At 65.3% G+C, this 14,449-nt stretch carries 14 protein-coding genes; 9 read left to right on the top strand and 5 right to left on the bottom strand.

Annotation, left to right across the window (positions count from 1 at the left end; translation table 11 throughout):
* Positions 1-9: 9 nt before the first annotated feature.
* From argJ to VUG52_RS22230, 3 genes are all read left to right on the top strand, one after another.
* Positions 10-1,227, top strand: a complete 1,218-nt coding sequence (gene argJ / locus VUG52_RS22240; protein ID WP_262974260.1) for a bifunctional glutamate N-acetyltransferase/amino-acid acetyltransferase ArgJ — start codon at positions 10-12, stop codon at positions 1,225-1,227.
* Between the two features lie 139 nt (positions 1,228-1,366).
* Complete coding sequence (locus VUG52_RS22235; protein WP_050703856.1) at positions 1,367-1,999, top strand: glutathione S-transferase family protein; 633 nt, start codon at positions 1,367-1,369, stop codon at positions 1,997-1,999.
* A complete protein-coding gene (locus VUG52_RS22230; protein ID WP_050703857.1) occupies positions 1,996-2,940 on the top strand; it encodes a Nudix family hydrolase in 945 nt (314 codons plus the stop codon). Before VUG52_RS22235 ends, VUG52_RS22230 begins: the two co-directional genes overlap by 4 nt.
* Before the next feature lie 81 nt (positions 2,941-3,021).
* On the opposite strand, the gene VUG52_RS22225 is transcribed toward VUG52_RS22230, so the two are convergent.
* The 3 genes from VUG52_RS22225 to VUG52_RS22215 are packed head-to-tail and all read right to left on the bottom strand — an operon-like array spanning position 3,022 to position 6,568.
* The gene (locus tag VUG52_RS22225; protein ID WP_050703858.1) at positions 3,022-3,585 is read right to left on the bottom strand and encodes a cob(I)yrinic acid a,c-diamide adenosyltransferase; all 564 of its coding nucleotides are present in this window, start codon (positions 3,583-3,585) and stop codon (positions 3,022-3,024) included.
* A gap of 1 nt (position 3,586) precedes the next feature.
* Positions 3,587-5,614 carry a sensor histidine kinase gene (locus VUG52_RS22220; protein WP_050703859.1) on the bottom strand — a complete coding sequence of 676 codons (2,028 nt, stop codon included), beginning with the start codon at positions 5,612-5,614 and terminating at the stop codon, positions 3,587-3,589.
* A 36-nt stretch (positions 5,615-5,650) separates the two neighbouring features.
* A complete protein-coding gene (locus VUG52_RS22215; RefSeq protein WP_050703860.1) occupies positions 5,651-6,568 on the bottom strand; it encodes a putative 2-dehydropantoate 2-reductase in 918 nt (305 codons plus the stop codon).
* 100 nt (positions 6,569-6,668) lie between these two features.
* On the opposite strand from VUG52_RS22215, the gene VUG52_RS22210 reads away from it, so the two are divergent.
* The 3 genes from VUG52_RS22210 to VUG52_RS22200 all read left to right on the top strand — a co-directional run bounded on the left by VUG52_RS22210 (position 6,669) and on the right by VUG52_RS22200 (position 9,521).
* Positions 6,669-7,154, top strand: a complete 486-nt coding sequence (locus tag VUG52_RS22210; RefSeq protein WP_011535522.1) for a YajQ family cyclic di-GMP-binding protein — start codon at positions 6,669-6,671, stop codon at positions 7,152-7,154.
* Between the two features lie 112 nt (positions 7,155-7,266).
* Positions 7,267-8,106, top strand: a complete 840-nt coding sequence (locus VUG52_RS22205) for a mechanosensitive ion channel family protein (RefSeq protein WP_050703861.1) — start codon at positions 7,267-7,269, stop codon at positions 8,104-8,106.
* A gap of 170 nt (positions 8,107-8,276) precedes the next feature.
* Complete coding sequence (locus VUG52_RS22200; protein ID WP_050703862.1) at positions 8,277-9,521, top strand: MFS transporter; 1,245 nt, start codon at positions 8,277-8,279, stop codon at positions 9,519-9,521.
* Positions 9,522-9,609: 88 nt separating this feature from the next.
* Here VUG52_RS22200 and VUG52_RS22195 read toward each other — a convergent pair whose 3' ends face one another.
* On the bottom strand, positions 9,610-11,157 hold the full coding sequence (locus tag VUG52_RS22195; protein WP_050703863.1) for an AmpG family muropeptide MFS transporter: 1,548 nt from the start codon (positions 11,155-11,157) through the stop codon (positions 9,610-9,612).
* 44 nt (positions 11,158-11,201) lie between these two features.
* A complete protein-coding gene (locus VUG52_RS22190) occupies positions 11,202-11,507 on the bottom strand; it encodes an MGMT family protein (RefSeq protein WP_050703864.1) in 306 nt (101 codons plus the stop codon).
* A gap of 200 nt (positions 11,508-11,707) precedes the next feature.
* On the opposite strand from VUG52_RS22190, the gene VUG52_RS22185 reads away from it, so the two are divergent.
* The 3 genes from VUG52_RS22185 (at position 11,708) to VUG52_RS22175 (ending at position 14,216) form a co-directional block, all read left to right on the top strand.
* Entirely contained in the window at positions 11,708-12,715 is a 1,008-nt protein-coding gene (locus VUG52_RS22185; protein WP_050703865.1) for a DUF481 domain-containing protein, read from the top strand.
* Between the two features lie 247 nt (positions 12,716-12,962).
* Positions 12,963-13,688 carry a HugZ family pyridoxamine 5'-phosphate oxidase gene (locus VUG52_RS22180; protein ID WP_050703866.1) on the top strand — a complete coding sequence of 242 codons (726 nt, stop codon included), beginning with the start codon at positions 12,963-12,965 and terminating at the stop codon, positions 13,686-13,688.
* Positions 13,689-13,754: 66 nt separating this feature from the next.
* Entirely contained in the window at positions 13,755-14,216 is a 462-nt protein-coding gene (locus VUG52_RS22175) for an FxsA family protein (RefSeq protein WP_050703867.1), read from the top strand.
* Positions 14,217-14,449: the final 233 nt, after the last annotated feature.

The following is a 14,449-nucleotide window of genomic DNA, read 5'->3' as shown; positions in this document are numbered from 1 at the left end:
AGCGCTCTAATGGCTGTTGGTCTTGGTCCCCTGCCCACCCTGCACCCGGTTCCCGGTTTCGAACTCGGTATCGCCTCGGCGGGCATCAAGCGCCCAGGGCGCAAGGATGTGGTGGTGATGCGCTGCGTCGAAGGCTCCAGCGTCGCCGGCGTGTTCACCCTCAACGCCTTCTGCGCGGCCCCGGTGATCCTTTCCAAGCAGCGCGTGCAGGGCACCGTGCGTTACCTGCTGACCAACACCGGCAACGCCAACGCCGGTACCGGCGCACCGGGCCTGGCCGCCGCCGAGCGCACCTGCGCCAAGTTGGCCGAGCTTGCTGGCGTGCCGGCTGAATCCGTGCTGCCGTTCTCCACCGGCGTGATCGGCGAGCCGCTGCCGGTCGAGAAGATCGAAGGCGCGCTGCAGGCCGCCCTGGACAACCTGTCGGAAAACAACTGGGCCGAAGCCGCCACCGGCATCATGACCACCGACACCCTGCCCAAGGGCGCCAGCCGCCAGTTCCAGTACGACGGCAAGACCATCACCGTTACCGGCATCAGCAAGGGCGCCGGCATGATCCGCCCGAACATGGCCACCATGCTCGGCTACATCGCCACCGACGCCAAGGTCGCCCCGGCGGTGCTCAAGGACCTGATGCTCGACGGCGCCAACAAGTCGTTCAACCGCATCACCATCGACGGCGACACTTCGACCAACGACTGCTGCATGCTGATCGCCACCGGCAAGGCCGATGTGCCGGAAGTCACCGAGGCCAGCGGCGCATTGTTCGAGGCGCTGAAGAAGGCGGTGTTCGAGGTGTGCATGGAGGTGGCCCAGGCCATCGTCCGTGACGGCGAAGGCGCCACCAAGTTCGTCACCGTGCAGGTCAACGGTGGTGGCAACCATCAGGAGTGCCTGGACGTCGGTTACGCCGTGGCCCACTCGCCGCTGATCAAGACCGCGCTGTTCGCCTCCGACCCCAACTGGGGCCGTATCCTCGCCGCGGTCGGTCGGGCCGGCGTGCCGGCTCTGGATGTCAGCCTGATCGATGTGTACCTGGACAGCGTGTGCATCGCCAGCAAGGGCGGACGCAGCCCGAGCTACACCGAGGACCAGGGCGCCAAGGTGATGGCCCAGGAGGAGATCACCATCCGTATCGAGCTGGGCCGTGGCCAGTGCAGCGAAACCATCTGGACCACTGACCTGTCCCACGAGTACGTGAAGATCAACGCCGAATACCGGACTTGATGCATAGGGGGCCGCTTTGCGGCCCTTTCGCGGCACGAGGCCGCTCCTACAAGGGAATGCGATCTCCTGTAGGAGCGGCCTTGTGCCGCGAAAGGGCTGCAAAGCGGCCCCAATATCCCGAATCCGCTGGAGCCCAATCATGAGCTATCACCTGATCATCGGCGACAAGCTGTATTCCTCCTGGTCGCTACGTGGCGCCCTGGCCCTCGAGCTGGCCGGCGTCCCCTACGAAGAAACCCTGGTCAAGCTCAACCAGCCTGACACCCGCCAGCGCCTGCTGGCCTTCTCGGCCACCGCCAAGGTGCCGCTGCTGCAGAGCGAGCACGGCGTGATCGCCGACTCCCTGGCCATCGCCGAATACCTCAACGAACGCCACCCCGAGGCCCGCCTGTGGCCTGAGGACATCGCCGCCCGTGCCCAGGCCCGTTCGGCCTGCGCGCAGATGCACAGCGGCTTCTTCGCCCTGCGCGGCGCCATGCCGTTCGATATGTCCCGTGACGAAGCACTGGCCGAGGTGCCGCTGGACGTGCAGGTCGATATCGACCGCATCGTCGCCCTGTGGAGCGAATGCCGCGTGGTCGCCAAGGACAGCGGTCCGTTCCTGTTCGGCCGGCCGACCCTGGCCGACGCCTTCTTCGCCCCGGTGGCCGTGCGCCTGCGCAGCTACCGCGTCGCGGTGCCGGCCGAGGCGGCCGCCTACATCGAGACCATCTACCAATGGCCGGCCTTCCAGGCCTGGCAACAAGCTGGCCTGGCGGAGCGTAAAGGGTGAAGCGGATTCATGTAGTCGCAGCGGTCATTCGTGGTGCCGACGGGCGGATCCTGATCGCTCGCCGCGCCGATACCCAGCACCAGGGCGGCCTGTGGGAGTTCCCCGGCGGCAAGGTGGAGGAGGGCGAGGGCGTCGAGGCGGCGCTGGCTCGCGAGCTGCGCGAGGAGTTGGGGATCGAGGTCGCGGCTTCGCGGCCGTTGATCAAGGTCAGCCACGACTATCCGGACAAGCAGGTGCTGCTGGATGTGCGTGAAGTGCACGCCTTTACCGGCGAGCCCCACGGCGCCGAGGGGCAGCCCTTGGCCTGGGTAGCACCGCGTGACCTTGGCCAATATGAGTTCCCCGAGGCCAACAAGCCGATCGTTGCCGCGGCGCGCCTGCCAGACCAGTACCTGATCACTCCGGACGGGCTGGAAGTGCCAGAGCTGCTCAAGGGCATCCAGAAAGCCGTGGCTAGCGGCATCAAGCTGATCCAGCTGCGCGCGCCGGACATGTACGACCCCAAGTACCGCGATGTGGCGGTGGATGCGGTCGGCCTGTGCGCGGGCAAGGCCCAATTGATGCTCAAGGGGCCGTTGGAATGGTTGGGCGACTTCCCGTCGGCCGGCTGGCACCTGACCGCCGCGCAGTTGCGCAAGTACGCGGCCAAGGGGCGTCCATTCCCGAAGGATCGCTGGCTGGCGGCGTCCTGCCACAGTGTCGAGGAACTGGCGCTGGCTGAGCAGATGGGGGTGGATTTCGTCACCCTGTCACCGGTGCAGGCGACCCAGACTCACCCGGAGGCGGTGCCGTTGGGGTGGGATGAGGCGCAGCGGTTGATCGGCGGGATCAGCCATCCGGTGTTTCTGCTCGGCGGGGTCGGGCCTGGTGAGCGGGAGCGGGCCTGGGAGGTTGGGGCGCAGGGTGTTGCAGGGATCCGGGCGTTCTGGCCTGAGATCTGATACATCAGGCCATCGCGGGGCAAGCCCGCTCCCACGCCAGTCCACAATCTGGCGTGGGAGCGGGCTTGCCCCGCGATACGTTCAGGCCGGCTTCTCGGCTGCTTGCCACAGCACTTCATTCACTCCCTGTCGCCGCCCAATGATCCGGGCCGCGACGAACAGCAGGTCCGACACCCGGTTGATATAGGCCAGCCCCACTCCCTCCAGCGGTTCCAGCGCATTCAGCTGCTGGCAACGCCGTTCCGCCGCCCGCGCCGCGCTGCGGCAGACATGGGCCTGGGCCACCAGCATCGAGCCCCCGGGCAGGATGAAATTCTTCAGCGGCCCCAACTCTTCGTTCCAGCGGTCGATGGCCGCCTCCAGGCGTTCCACCTCGGCAATGTTCAACGCTTGGTAGCTGGGCATCGCCAGCTCCCCACCGAGGTCGAACAATCGGTGCTGACATGGCGCCAGCACCTCGATCAATTCGCCAAGGCCAGCCTCGGCCAGCCCGGCAAGCAGCACGCCCAACTGGCTGTTGAGGCTGTCCACCTCACCGATCGCCTCGATCCGCGGATGGTCCTTGGGCACCCGGCGCCCGTCGCCCAGGCCGGTTTCGCCTTTGTCGCCGGTGCGGGTGTAGATCTTCGACAGGCGATAGCCCATGTCATGTCTCCGTCTGGATGGTGGTCGGCTGGGCCGGGTTCAGGGGCAGGCGCAGGGTGAAGCAGGTGCCCTGGCCGGGGGTGGACTGCACTTCCATCTGTCCCTTGTGGTTGTTGGTGATGATGAAGTACGACACCGACAGGCCCAGGCCGGTGCCCTGGCCGATTTCCTTGGTGGTGAAGAACGGCTCGAAGGTGCGCTTGCGCACCGTCTCGGGCATGCCGACGCCATTGTCCTCGACCTGGATTTCCGCCCACGGCGGGTTGAGTCGGGTGCGCAGGGTGATGCGCCCTGGTTCGCTGGGCTGCGGGCGCTGGTGGATGGCCTGGGCGGCGTTTTTCAGCAGGTTCAACAGCACCTGTTCGAGTTCGTTGGCGGTGCAGGGCACCGGGCCCAGTTGCGGGTCGAACTGGCGGACGATGGCCTGGCCCTTGAAGTCGAAGCCGATGGCCAGGTCGAAGTCGTTGCCGGCGATCTCCACGGCCTGGTCGATCAGCGCCGGCAGCTCGCAAGGGGCCAACTGGCGATTGCTGCGGCGGCTGAAGCTGAGCATGTGGGTGACGATCTTGGCCGCCCGGGCGCCGGCCTGCTGGATGCCGTCGAGCAGTTGCGGCACCTCGCGGCTTTCCAGGTAGCGGTTGACGGCCGGCAGGTCGATGCCCAGTTCGCCGGCCTGCTCCTGGTTGCGCGGCAGGTCCGGCGACAGGCGTCGGCGAATGTTCTGCACGTTGTGCAGGATGGCGCCCAACGGGTTGTTGATCTCGTGGGCCATGCCCGCGGCCAGGCCGCCGACCGAGAGCATCTTCTCCGATTGCACCATCATCTCTTCCAGGGACAGGCGCTGGGTGATGTCGTCGATGCGGATCACCACGCCACGGCCAGCGCCACCCATCAGCGGGTAGAAGGTCAGGGCGTAGTGGCGCAGGTCTTCGCCCTTGGGCCAGGTGACCCGTTCGATCTTGGCCACCCGGTGTTTCTCCACGCTCTCCTTGAGCTGCGGCAGGAAGGGCTTGAGCGGCTCGAAGGCGAGGAACACCGGCTGGTTCAGTGCCTCGTCCAGCGGTGTGCCGGAGAGCACCGTGGCCTCGTGGTTCCACTGGGTGACGTAGAGCTGCTCGTCGAGGGCAATCAGTGCCGAGGGCATGGAGTCGATGATGCTGTTCAGGTAGTTCTGAAAGCCCGTGAGTTTTTTCTCGATCTTGCTGCGCACCTGGACTTCAAGTTCCAGCTTGCGGTTGGTGTGGCGGGTTTCCTCGGCCAGGCCCTGGGCCTGGTCGTAGGCGTCCTGGAACTCGTCGCGGGTGCGCTTGAGCTGCTGCTCGCGGGCCTCGATGCGCGACAGCATGGTGTTGAACGCCTCGGCCAGGCTGCCGATCTCGTCGTCGTTGCCGCGCTGGGCGCGCAGGGCATAGCTCTCCTCGCGGGTGACCTGGCGGGTCAGCTCTTCGAGGCGATTGATCGGCACGGTGATCAGGCGCTTGATCTGCCGGGCGATGACCAGCCACAGCAGTATGCTGAACACCAGGATGGCCAGGCTGGCGGAGAGGGTGCCGGTGTAGAACGCGGTGGGCAGCTCGCTGCTGGCTACCAGCAGCAGGTGCGCGGGCGGGGCGGCGCTACGCGGCAGGCGGATCAGCTGGGTGCTGCGAAACTCCATCAGGCGCCAGCCGTCGATGTTGCGGTAGCGCTTGGGCAGGGTCAGCGGGTCGCCGTGCTGCAGCTGGGCCAGCATCTGCCCGTCGCCGCCATAGATCGCGGCGGCGCGCAACGGCGAGTAGCTGTCGAGCTCCTTGAGCAGCGCCGTGGCGTTCTCCGTCGAGTCGCCGGCGCGCGCGGACAGCTGCGGGTTGGAGACCAGCCGACCGATGGTCTGCAGGGCCTGGGGCGCCATGCTTTCCTGGGTGATCCAGTAGGCGGCGCTGATGAAGGCGAGGTTGGCCACCAGCAGGATGGTCACCAGCAGCACCAGCAAGGCTGCCAGCAGTTTCTGCCCGACCGGGAGGTTTTCCAGGCGTTGGCGCAGGGTCATGGGTGAAGAGGTGTCCTGTCCTGTGGATGAATGCCGTCAGTCGCTGCGCAAGCCGCGTGCCTCGAGGTTTACCGCCAGGCGCCGGCGCAACTTTTCCAGATGCGGCACGCTGGCGCCGTGCCGTGCGGCGGCGCGGCAGGCGTGGCCGAGCAGGTAGTGAACCTCGGTGCGCCGGCCATGGCGGACGTCCTGGTACATGGAAGAGTAGTTGGCCGCGGTGGCGAGGATCACCCGCTGCACTTCCTCGTGCAGGTCGTTGGCGGCCTCGGGCTGGCCACAGCGGCGCAGCAGGCCGGCCAGTTCGTCGCACAGCTGGTCGACCTCGGCCAGGTGGCCGAGCAGGCCGCCGTTCTGGCAGTCGTGCAGCACGGTGAGCGGGTTGATCGCGCAGTTGAGCGCCAGCTTGCGCCACAGACGGGTGGGGATATCGAGCGCCCACTGGGCCGGGATGCCGGCGTCGTGCAGATCCTCGAACCAGGATGGGACGTTGGGATTGGCCGGATCACCCAGCCAGTTGAAGCCGTGGCCGGCGAAGCGTACCTGCCAGTCGGCCTCGCGGAACGCGCCCTCGGTGCTGGAGGCGAAGATGCAGCGGGCGTGGGGCACCTGGTCGGCGACTTCGTCCTGGCTGCCCAGGCCGTTCTGCAACAGCACCAGCTCGGCGCCGTTGGCCAGCCGCGGGGCCAGGCGGGCCACGGCGGGCGCGGCGTCGTAGGCCTTGCAGGCGACCAGCAGGCGATGGATCGGGCCGGGGGCGTCGGCAGTCTCCGCGGGGATCGCGTAGTGGTGGGCGCCGTCCTGTTCGACCAGGGTCAGCCCGCCGCCGTGCTCATAGGCGGCCAGGCGCTGTTGGTCACGCAGGATCAGGCGGACCGCCTTGCCGGCGCGGGCCAGGCGACAGGCCCAGAGGCTGCCGAGGCTGCCGGCGCCGAGAATATGCCAGGTGCTGCTCATCTGCGTTTCGCAACCCGTTATAATGAGTCCGCATTTTAACCATCAAACCCGACGCGCTCCATCTTCAGGCCGAGCGCGCTTTTTTTTCTGGAGATCATCCATGCCTTCGTTCGACGTGGTATCGGAACTGGACAAGCACGAAGTGCAGAACGCCGTCGACAACGCCATCAAGGACCTCGACCGCCGTTACGACCTCAAGGGCAAGGGCACCTTCGAGTTCAAGGACAAGGAGCAGACCGTGCTGCTGACCGCCGAGGAGGAGTTCCAGCTCGAGGCGATGCTGGAAATCCTGCGCCTGGCGCTGGTCAAGCGCAAGATCGACGTCAAATGCCTGGAAACCAAGGACCCATACGCATCCGGCAAGGAAAAGAAACAGGAAGCCAAGTTCCGCGAAGGCATCGACAAGGACCTGGCCAAGAAGATCGTCGCCACCATCAAGGACGGCAAGCTCAAGGTCCAGGCCGCCATCCAGGGCGAGCAGGTTCGCGTGACCGGCAAGAAGCGTGACGACCTGCAGGAAGCCATCGCCCTGCTGCGCACCAAGGAATTCGACATGCCGCTGCAGTTCAACAACTTCCGCGACTGATCCTCTGCGGCCCGGAACCTTGATGGCGCAGTGATGTCCATCGGGGTCCGGGCCGCTTGCTTTGCGTTGCCCGCCTCATCGTGTACTTGCCGTTCGGCATCAGGAGATAAACATGGATTTGAACGCTGAAGTCGATCAGCTGGTCCGCCAATCGCAAACCTGGCTCCCCTTGATCATGGAGTACGGCAGCCGCCTGTTGCTGGCGCTGCTGACACTGGCCATTGGCTGGTGGATCATCAACAAACTCAGCGCCCGCCTGGGCAAGCTGGTCGGCCTGCGTGCCGACGCGGCGCTGCAGGGTTTCATCAGCACCCTGGCCAACATCGTGCTGAAGGTGCTGCTGATGGTCAGCGTGGCGTCGATGATCGGCATCGAGACCACCTCGTTCGTCGCCGCCATCGGTGCCGCAGGCCTGGCCATCGGCCTGGCCTTGCAGGGCAGCCTGGCGAACTTCGCCGGCGGCGTGCTGATCCTGATGTTCCGTCCGTTCCGCATCGGTGACTGGATCGAGGCGCAAGGTGTCGCGGGCACCGTGGACAGCATCCAGATCTTCCACACCGTGCTGCGCACCGGCGACAACAAGACGGTGATCATGCCCAACGGCAGCCTGTCCAACGGCATCATCACCAACACCAACCGCCAGCCGACCCGCAAGGTGGTGTTCGACGTGGGCGTGGACTACGACGCCGACCTGCAGAAGGCGCGCAACGTGCTGCTGGAGCTGGCCCAGGACCCGCGCGTGCTGCAGGATCCGGCGCCGCAGGCGGTGATCTCGACCCTGGGTGACAGCTCGATCACCGTGTCGCTGCGTATCTGGACCAAGACTGCCGACTACTGGGACGTGCTGTTCATGCTCAACGAGCATGCCCGCGACCGCCTCAAGGCCGAAGGGATCGACATTCCGTTTCCGCAGCGGGTGATCCGCGTGGTGCAGGAGACGGCGGTCCAGTAACGCCGCGTCGCTTCCCATCGCGGGGCAAGCACGCTCCCACATGGCCAGTACCGGTCTTGTGGGAGCGTGCTTGCCCCGCGATGCTTTTCAGGACCCTTACACTTGTTCACAGCCGGGTACTGTCATTTCTGGCATATACCTTGATCCTGCCTACAAACCCGATGTCTGCCATGAAACCTTTGCTGTATATCACTCCCTTGCGCGCCTTGCTGTTCGGCCTGACCCTGGCGCTGTTCGAATTGCTGACCTATCTCGCCAGCGACGCGGTCATGCCCGCCATGCCGGTAGTCGTCGGCGATCTTCAGGCCAGTCCCGAATACATTCCCCACGCCCTGAACCTGTACCTGCTGGGCGGGGTACTGCTGCAGTGGCTGATCGGCCCGCTGGCGGATCGCTACGGCCGACGCCCGTTGCTGCTGGGCGGCTGCATCTTCTTCGGCCTGGCTTGCCTGGCGACCTTCTGGGTGCAGGACATCGGCCTGTTCAACCTGCTGCGCCTGTTGCAGGGCATCGGACTGGGCTTCGTGGTCACGGTCAGCTACCCGGCGCTCAACGAAGCGTTCAGCGAAGCCGACGCGGTGCGCATGATGGCCCTGCTGGCCAATATCGCCCTGCTGTCGCCGCTGCTCGGCCCGCTGGTGGGCACCCTGATGCTGCAATGGCTGGACTGGCGCTGGCTGTTCGTGGCGTTTGCCGCGGGCGCGGTGCTGTGCTGGCTGCTGCTCTACCGGCTGATGCCGGAAACCCTGGGGGTGGAGCGTCGCGACGGTTCGCGCCTGCCGTTCACGCCCATCCACCTGCTGCCGTTGCTGGCAGGCTATGGCCAGTTGCTGGGCAATCGGCGCTTCGTGGCCGGCAGTGCGGCACTTGGGCTGGTGGGGCTGCCGTTGATCGGCTGGATCGGCCTGTCGCCGGTGCTGCTGATCCATGACGAAGGCCTGAGCACCCTGGAATACGCATTGTGGCAGTTGCCGGTGTTCGGTGGGCTGATCATGGGCAATCTGATCATCAACCGCATTGCCGATCGCTATCCGCTGCCGGCATTGGTGCGTGGGGCCCTGTGGCCTTATCTGGCGGGGCTGTCGCTGATGGTCGCGGCGACCTGGTGCTGGCCGACGGTGACCAGCGTGGTGGCCGGCATGTCGCTGTACGCGCTGGGGCTTGGAGTGGCCAACGCGGTGCTGTATCGCATGACGCTGTTCTCCAGCGAGCAGAGCAAGGGCCTGGTCTCGGCGATGCTGGGAATGATCACCATCGCCTTGCTGGGGCTGGGAGGCGCCGTGTTGGCGATGCTTGGCGCGGGCGCGAGCCTGATGCACTTTGCCGTGGCGGCAGGCATTGCAGGGGCGCTGGCGCTTTGGCCGTTGTGGTTTGTCGTTGGCGGTCGGCGTGGGGAAGGGGCCGTGGTGCAGTAGAAACATCGCGGGGCAAGCCCGCTCCCACGCAGCTGGTCAACTTGTCAGCGTGGGAGCGGGCTTGCCCCGCGATAAGGCCGGTGACGGCTTAGTTCTGTTCAGCCGCCGGACTCTCCACCGGCACCGGCTTTCCCCGACCAACCTCCTGCCGCCAGTGCAGGGCGATCAGCACCAGTGTCGGCACGCCGAGCAGCGCGGTGATCAGGAAGAAGTCGTGGTAGCCGAACTTCTCCACCATGACCCCGGAATAGCCACCGATCAAACGCGGCAGCAACAGCATGATCGAGCTCAGCAGCGCGTACTGGGTGGCCGAGAACTTCAGGTTGGTCAGGCTCGACAGGTAGGCGACGAAGGCTGACGTGGCCAGCCCCGAACTGAAGTTGTCCAGCGAAATGGTCACCACCAGCATTTCCAGGTTCGGGCCCATGTCGGCCAGCATCAGGAACAGGATGTTGGTCGCCGCCGAGGCCGCGCCGCCGATGAACAGGATCGGCAGGATGCCGAAGCGTACGATCAGCAGGCCACCGGCACCAGCGCCGACCAGGGTCATGATCAGGCCGAAGATCTTGCTGACGCTGGCGATCTGGTCCTTGGTGAAGCCCATGTCGATGTAGAACACGTTGGCCATCACGCCCATCACCGTGTCGGACATGCGGTAGGTGGCGATCAGCCCGAGCAGCAGCAGGGCCTGCCAGCGGTAGCGCGCGATGAAGTCGTTGACCGGTGTGAGCACCGGCGCCAGGCCGCGTCGGCCCAGGGACGACAGGCAGGCCCAGGTCAGCAGCACGTAGAGGATCAGGCGCAGGAAGGCGCGGTCCTCGAGCAGCAGGTCGAGCATGGTCGAGTCGCCGAACACCACGCTGGCCCAGTCGGTGTTGAACAGCTGGGTGAAGCTGGCGGGCACCGAGACCAACAGGATGATCAGCACGAACACCGACGCCAGCTGGTGCATCAGCCCGTAGCGGGCCGCCGACAGCTGGGTGCGCAGGGGCACCGGCGGTTCGCGCATCACCAGGGTGGTGAACAGCGCGGGCAGCATCAGCACGCCGAACAGCACGTAGGTGCCGGTCCAGGCCTGGTGCAGGTAGCTGAAACCGGTGGAGCCGAACCACTCGGCGAAGAACAACGCACCGGCGGTGGCGAGCAGGGCGGCGACCCGGTAGCCTGCCATGTAGCTGGCGGCCAGGGCGGCCTGGCGCTGATCGTCGGCGATCTCCAGGCGGTAGGCGTCGACGGCGATGTCCTGGGTGGCGGAGGCGAAGGCCACCAGCACCGCCAGGGCGATCAGCCACGACAGATGCTTCTGCGGGTCGCAGAAGCCCATGCCGACCAGCCCGAGCACCACCAGCACCTGGGACAACAGCAGCCACGAACGACGACGGCCCATGCCGCCGAGCAGCGGCAGGCGCCATTGGTCGAGCAGCGGCGACCAGACCCACTTGAAGGCGTAGGCCAGGCCGATCAGGCTGGCATAGCCGATGGTCTCACGCGCCACACCCGCCTCGCGCAGCCAGACCGAAAGCGTCGAGAACACCAGCATGTACGGCAGGCCGGCGGCGAATCCGAGCAGCAAAAGCACCAAAGTTGACGGGCTGGCATAGGCAGCGAGCGCAGCGCGCCAGGTTTTACGGGGCATGGGCCAACATCTGCCTCAAGGTTTGCGAAAACAAAGCGCGCACTCTAACCGCTGTGCTCCATTGGACGCCAGCCATGGCGTGCCATATCCACACGATTATTGGCCACATTCACGCCTTCTGCGCGCAAGCGGGCGCGTTGTTCGTCGCCCGATGGAGTGCCCAGGGCAAGGCTCAGTCGGCCACCGGCACCCAGCACCCGGTGCCAGGGCAGGCGGGTGTCCGCCGGCAGCTGCCCTAGGGTGCGTCCGACCCAGCGCGCCGCGCGGCCGAGGCCGGCCAGTTCGGCCAATTGCCCATAGCTGACCACCTTGCCAGCGGGGACCTGGCCCAGCACCGAGTACAGTGCCATTCGTCGGGCCTCGGCATCCTCCGGCACAGCGGGCGGTGGCGTCGAGGTCACGGGGTATTTGGCCTGTGAATGAAATCGGACAGGCGGTCCGGGCAAATGCGAGTGGAACTCATCGGCATGGTCTGGGTCTGTCCTTGCTCAGGTTGTCGGTATCTGGATAATGCCCGGCTTTTTCGTCGAATCGAACCCGTATTGCGCTTATGTCTTCTAGAACCCTGCTTTGCCTCATCGCCGCGTCCCTCTGTACCCCCGTGCTCGCCGACACCGTATGGATGAAGAACGGTGACCGCCTGAGCGGCAAGATCAAGGTATTCGACGGCGGCAAGCTGCTGCTGGAGACGCCCTATGGCGGTTCGATCGCCCTGGACTGGAAACAGGTGCAGACGCTGGAGAGCGACCAGGAACTGCTGGTCAAGCAGGACGCCTACTCCGGCGAGAAGGCCAAGTCGCTCAAGGCCGCCGAACCGGGCAAGGTGACCCTGGCCAACGGCGATGCGCCGAAGACCGTCGAGTTGGCCAGCATCGAGCAGATCATGAAGCCACGGCCGGTGGTCGAGGACTTCCTGTGGAAGGGCAATGTCGATGTGGCCATGGACTACAAGCGCGCCGAGAACAACACCGACGACTACGACGTCAGCTTCAAGACCACCGCCCGCCATGGCCGTTGGCGGCACAACGCAGAGGGCGAGTACAACCGCGAGACCAAGGACGACGTCACCACCACCAACAACTGGAGCGCCGAGTACGCCCTGGACCGCTTCATCACCGAGAAGTGGTTCTGGCAGGGGCGCCTGGAGTACAAGCGCGACCATATCGAGGACCTGGCGCGCCAGCGTACCGTCGGTACCGGCCCGGGCTACCAGTTCTGGGATGACGAACTGGGCGCGTTCTCGCTGGGTTCGCTGATCAATCGCACCGATTTCGAATACCGCGATGGCGGCAAGGACAACTTCTATGCCGCCGCTGTGAAGTGGGACTACAACCGCTACCTGATCGGCAAGAAGGTGGAGTTCTTCACCAACGGCGAGGTTGGCAAGCCGCTGGGTGGGGTGGCCGAGTACGCGCTGGATGCCGAGATGGGCCTGCGCTACAAGGTCACCGAGTGGGCCTCGCTCAACCTGAAGGCGGAAAAGGACCTGATCAAGGGCACCCGCGACAGCGACCTGGACAAGACCCGCTATACCGCCGGGTTTGGTGTTACCTGGTGAGTCGATCCGGTAGAGCGCTGTGCGTGCTCTTTGTAGGAGCGGCCTTGCGCCGCGAAAGGGCCGCAAGGCGGCCCCGGCGATGTCTGCCTCATCGCTGAGATCCTGGGGCTGCTATGCAGCCCTTTCGCGGCACAAGGCCGCTCCTACAGGGGTATGCGTAGATCTACACGGCAGCAGACCCAGTGGCAGACGCAGGTGATAATGCTTATCTTGTCACCCATCCAGTCCGCCGCCAGGAGCCTCTCCAGTGAGTACCAACGCCCTCCGCCCCGCCCGGGAACTGCTGCTCAAGGAATACCGTGGCGTTCTCTCGACCCACTCCAAGTCCATGCCCGGCTATCCCTTCGGTTCGGTGGTGCCTTACTGCCTGGACGCCGAGGGCCATCCGCTGATCCTCATCAGCCGTATCGCCCAGCACACCCACAACCTGCAGAAAGACCCCAAGTGTTCGCTGCTGGTGGGAGAGCGCGACGCCGAGGACGTCCAGGCAGTCGGGCGCCTTACGGTGATGGCCGAGGCGCGCAAGCTGACCGACGAAGCGGCCATCGAGGCTGCCGCGGCCCGCTACTACCGGTACTTCCCTGAATCGGCCAATTACCACAAGGCCCACGACTTCGATTTCTGGGTACTCCAGCCGGTACGTCACCGCTACATCGGCGGCTTCGGCGCAATCCACTGGCTCGATCAGGTGACCCTGGCCAACCCTTTCGCGGGTGAGGTTGAAAAAAGCATGATCGAGCATATGAACGATGACCATGCCAATGCCATTGAGCACTACGTAAAACTGGCAGGGTTGCCACGCTCGGCGCACATGGTCGGCATCGACAGCGAGGGTATGCACCTGCGTATTGGCCAGGGTATTTACTGGTTGCCTTTCCCCGCTTCCTGCAACACGCCGACACAAGTCCGTGAGGCCTTGGTTTTACTGGCACGCGCTGACAAGTGGCCGGATTCGACGCAAGCAGAGGGTTGAAAACAGGCGTCGAGGCATCCATCTGATGGTCTTACAGGAAGATTCTCTTCCGTCGAGGAACCCTTGATGCGTGCTTTTCTACTGCTGTTATTGCTTTTTCCCGTGCTGGAGCTGTTCGTCTTCGTCAAGGTCAGCGCGGCCATCGGTTTCTTTCCGGCGCTGCTGCTGATCATCGCCGGTTCCGCCCTGGGTGTGCTGGTGATGCGTGTGGCCGGTCTGGCCACCGCCCTGCGTGCCCGTGAGAGCCTGCAGCGCGGCGAACTGCCGGCTGAGGACATGTTCCAAGGCCTGATGCTCACCGTTGGTGGTGGTCTGTTGCTGTTGCCAGGCTTCATCAGCGATGTGCTGGGCCTGCTCTGCCTGTTGCCGTTCACCCGCCGCCTGGTTGCCGGAAAGCTGCGTCGTCGCGCCGAGGAACAGGCCCTGCGCCAGCGCGCGTTCCAGGATGACCCATTCCAGGCCCAGCCCCGCGATGGTGGCCATCGTCCGAACGTGATCGAGGGCGAGTACGAGCGCCGCGACAAGTAACCCGCGAAAAGGTCTCGGAATGCGTGGGAGCGGGCTTGCCCCGCGATGGGGCCGGTCGCCCTGATCGCGGGGCAAGCCCGCTCCCACGATGATTCTCACACCTTGTGAAAATTTTTCTGTAGCAAGCCTTGTAATCGAATATCCCGGCCTCATGTATGTGTCACCGCAAGGTTTCTGGTGGCGACACCAGACATGACATAGGTGGTTCGCCCTGTGCGGGCCACGCCCGGCAA

This window comes from Pseudomonas sp. LH21 (assembly GCF_036549575.1).
Taxonomy (GTDB): domain Bacteria; phylum Pseudomonadota; class Gammaproteobacteria; order Pseudomonadales; family Pseudomonadaceae; genus Aquipseudomonas; species Aquipseudomonas peradeniyensis.
The sequence above is the reverse complement of the archived record's forward strand: the minus strand, read 5'-3'. Positions and strand labels throughout refer to the sequence as shown.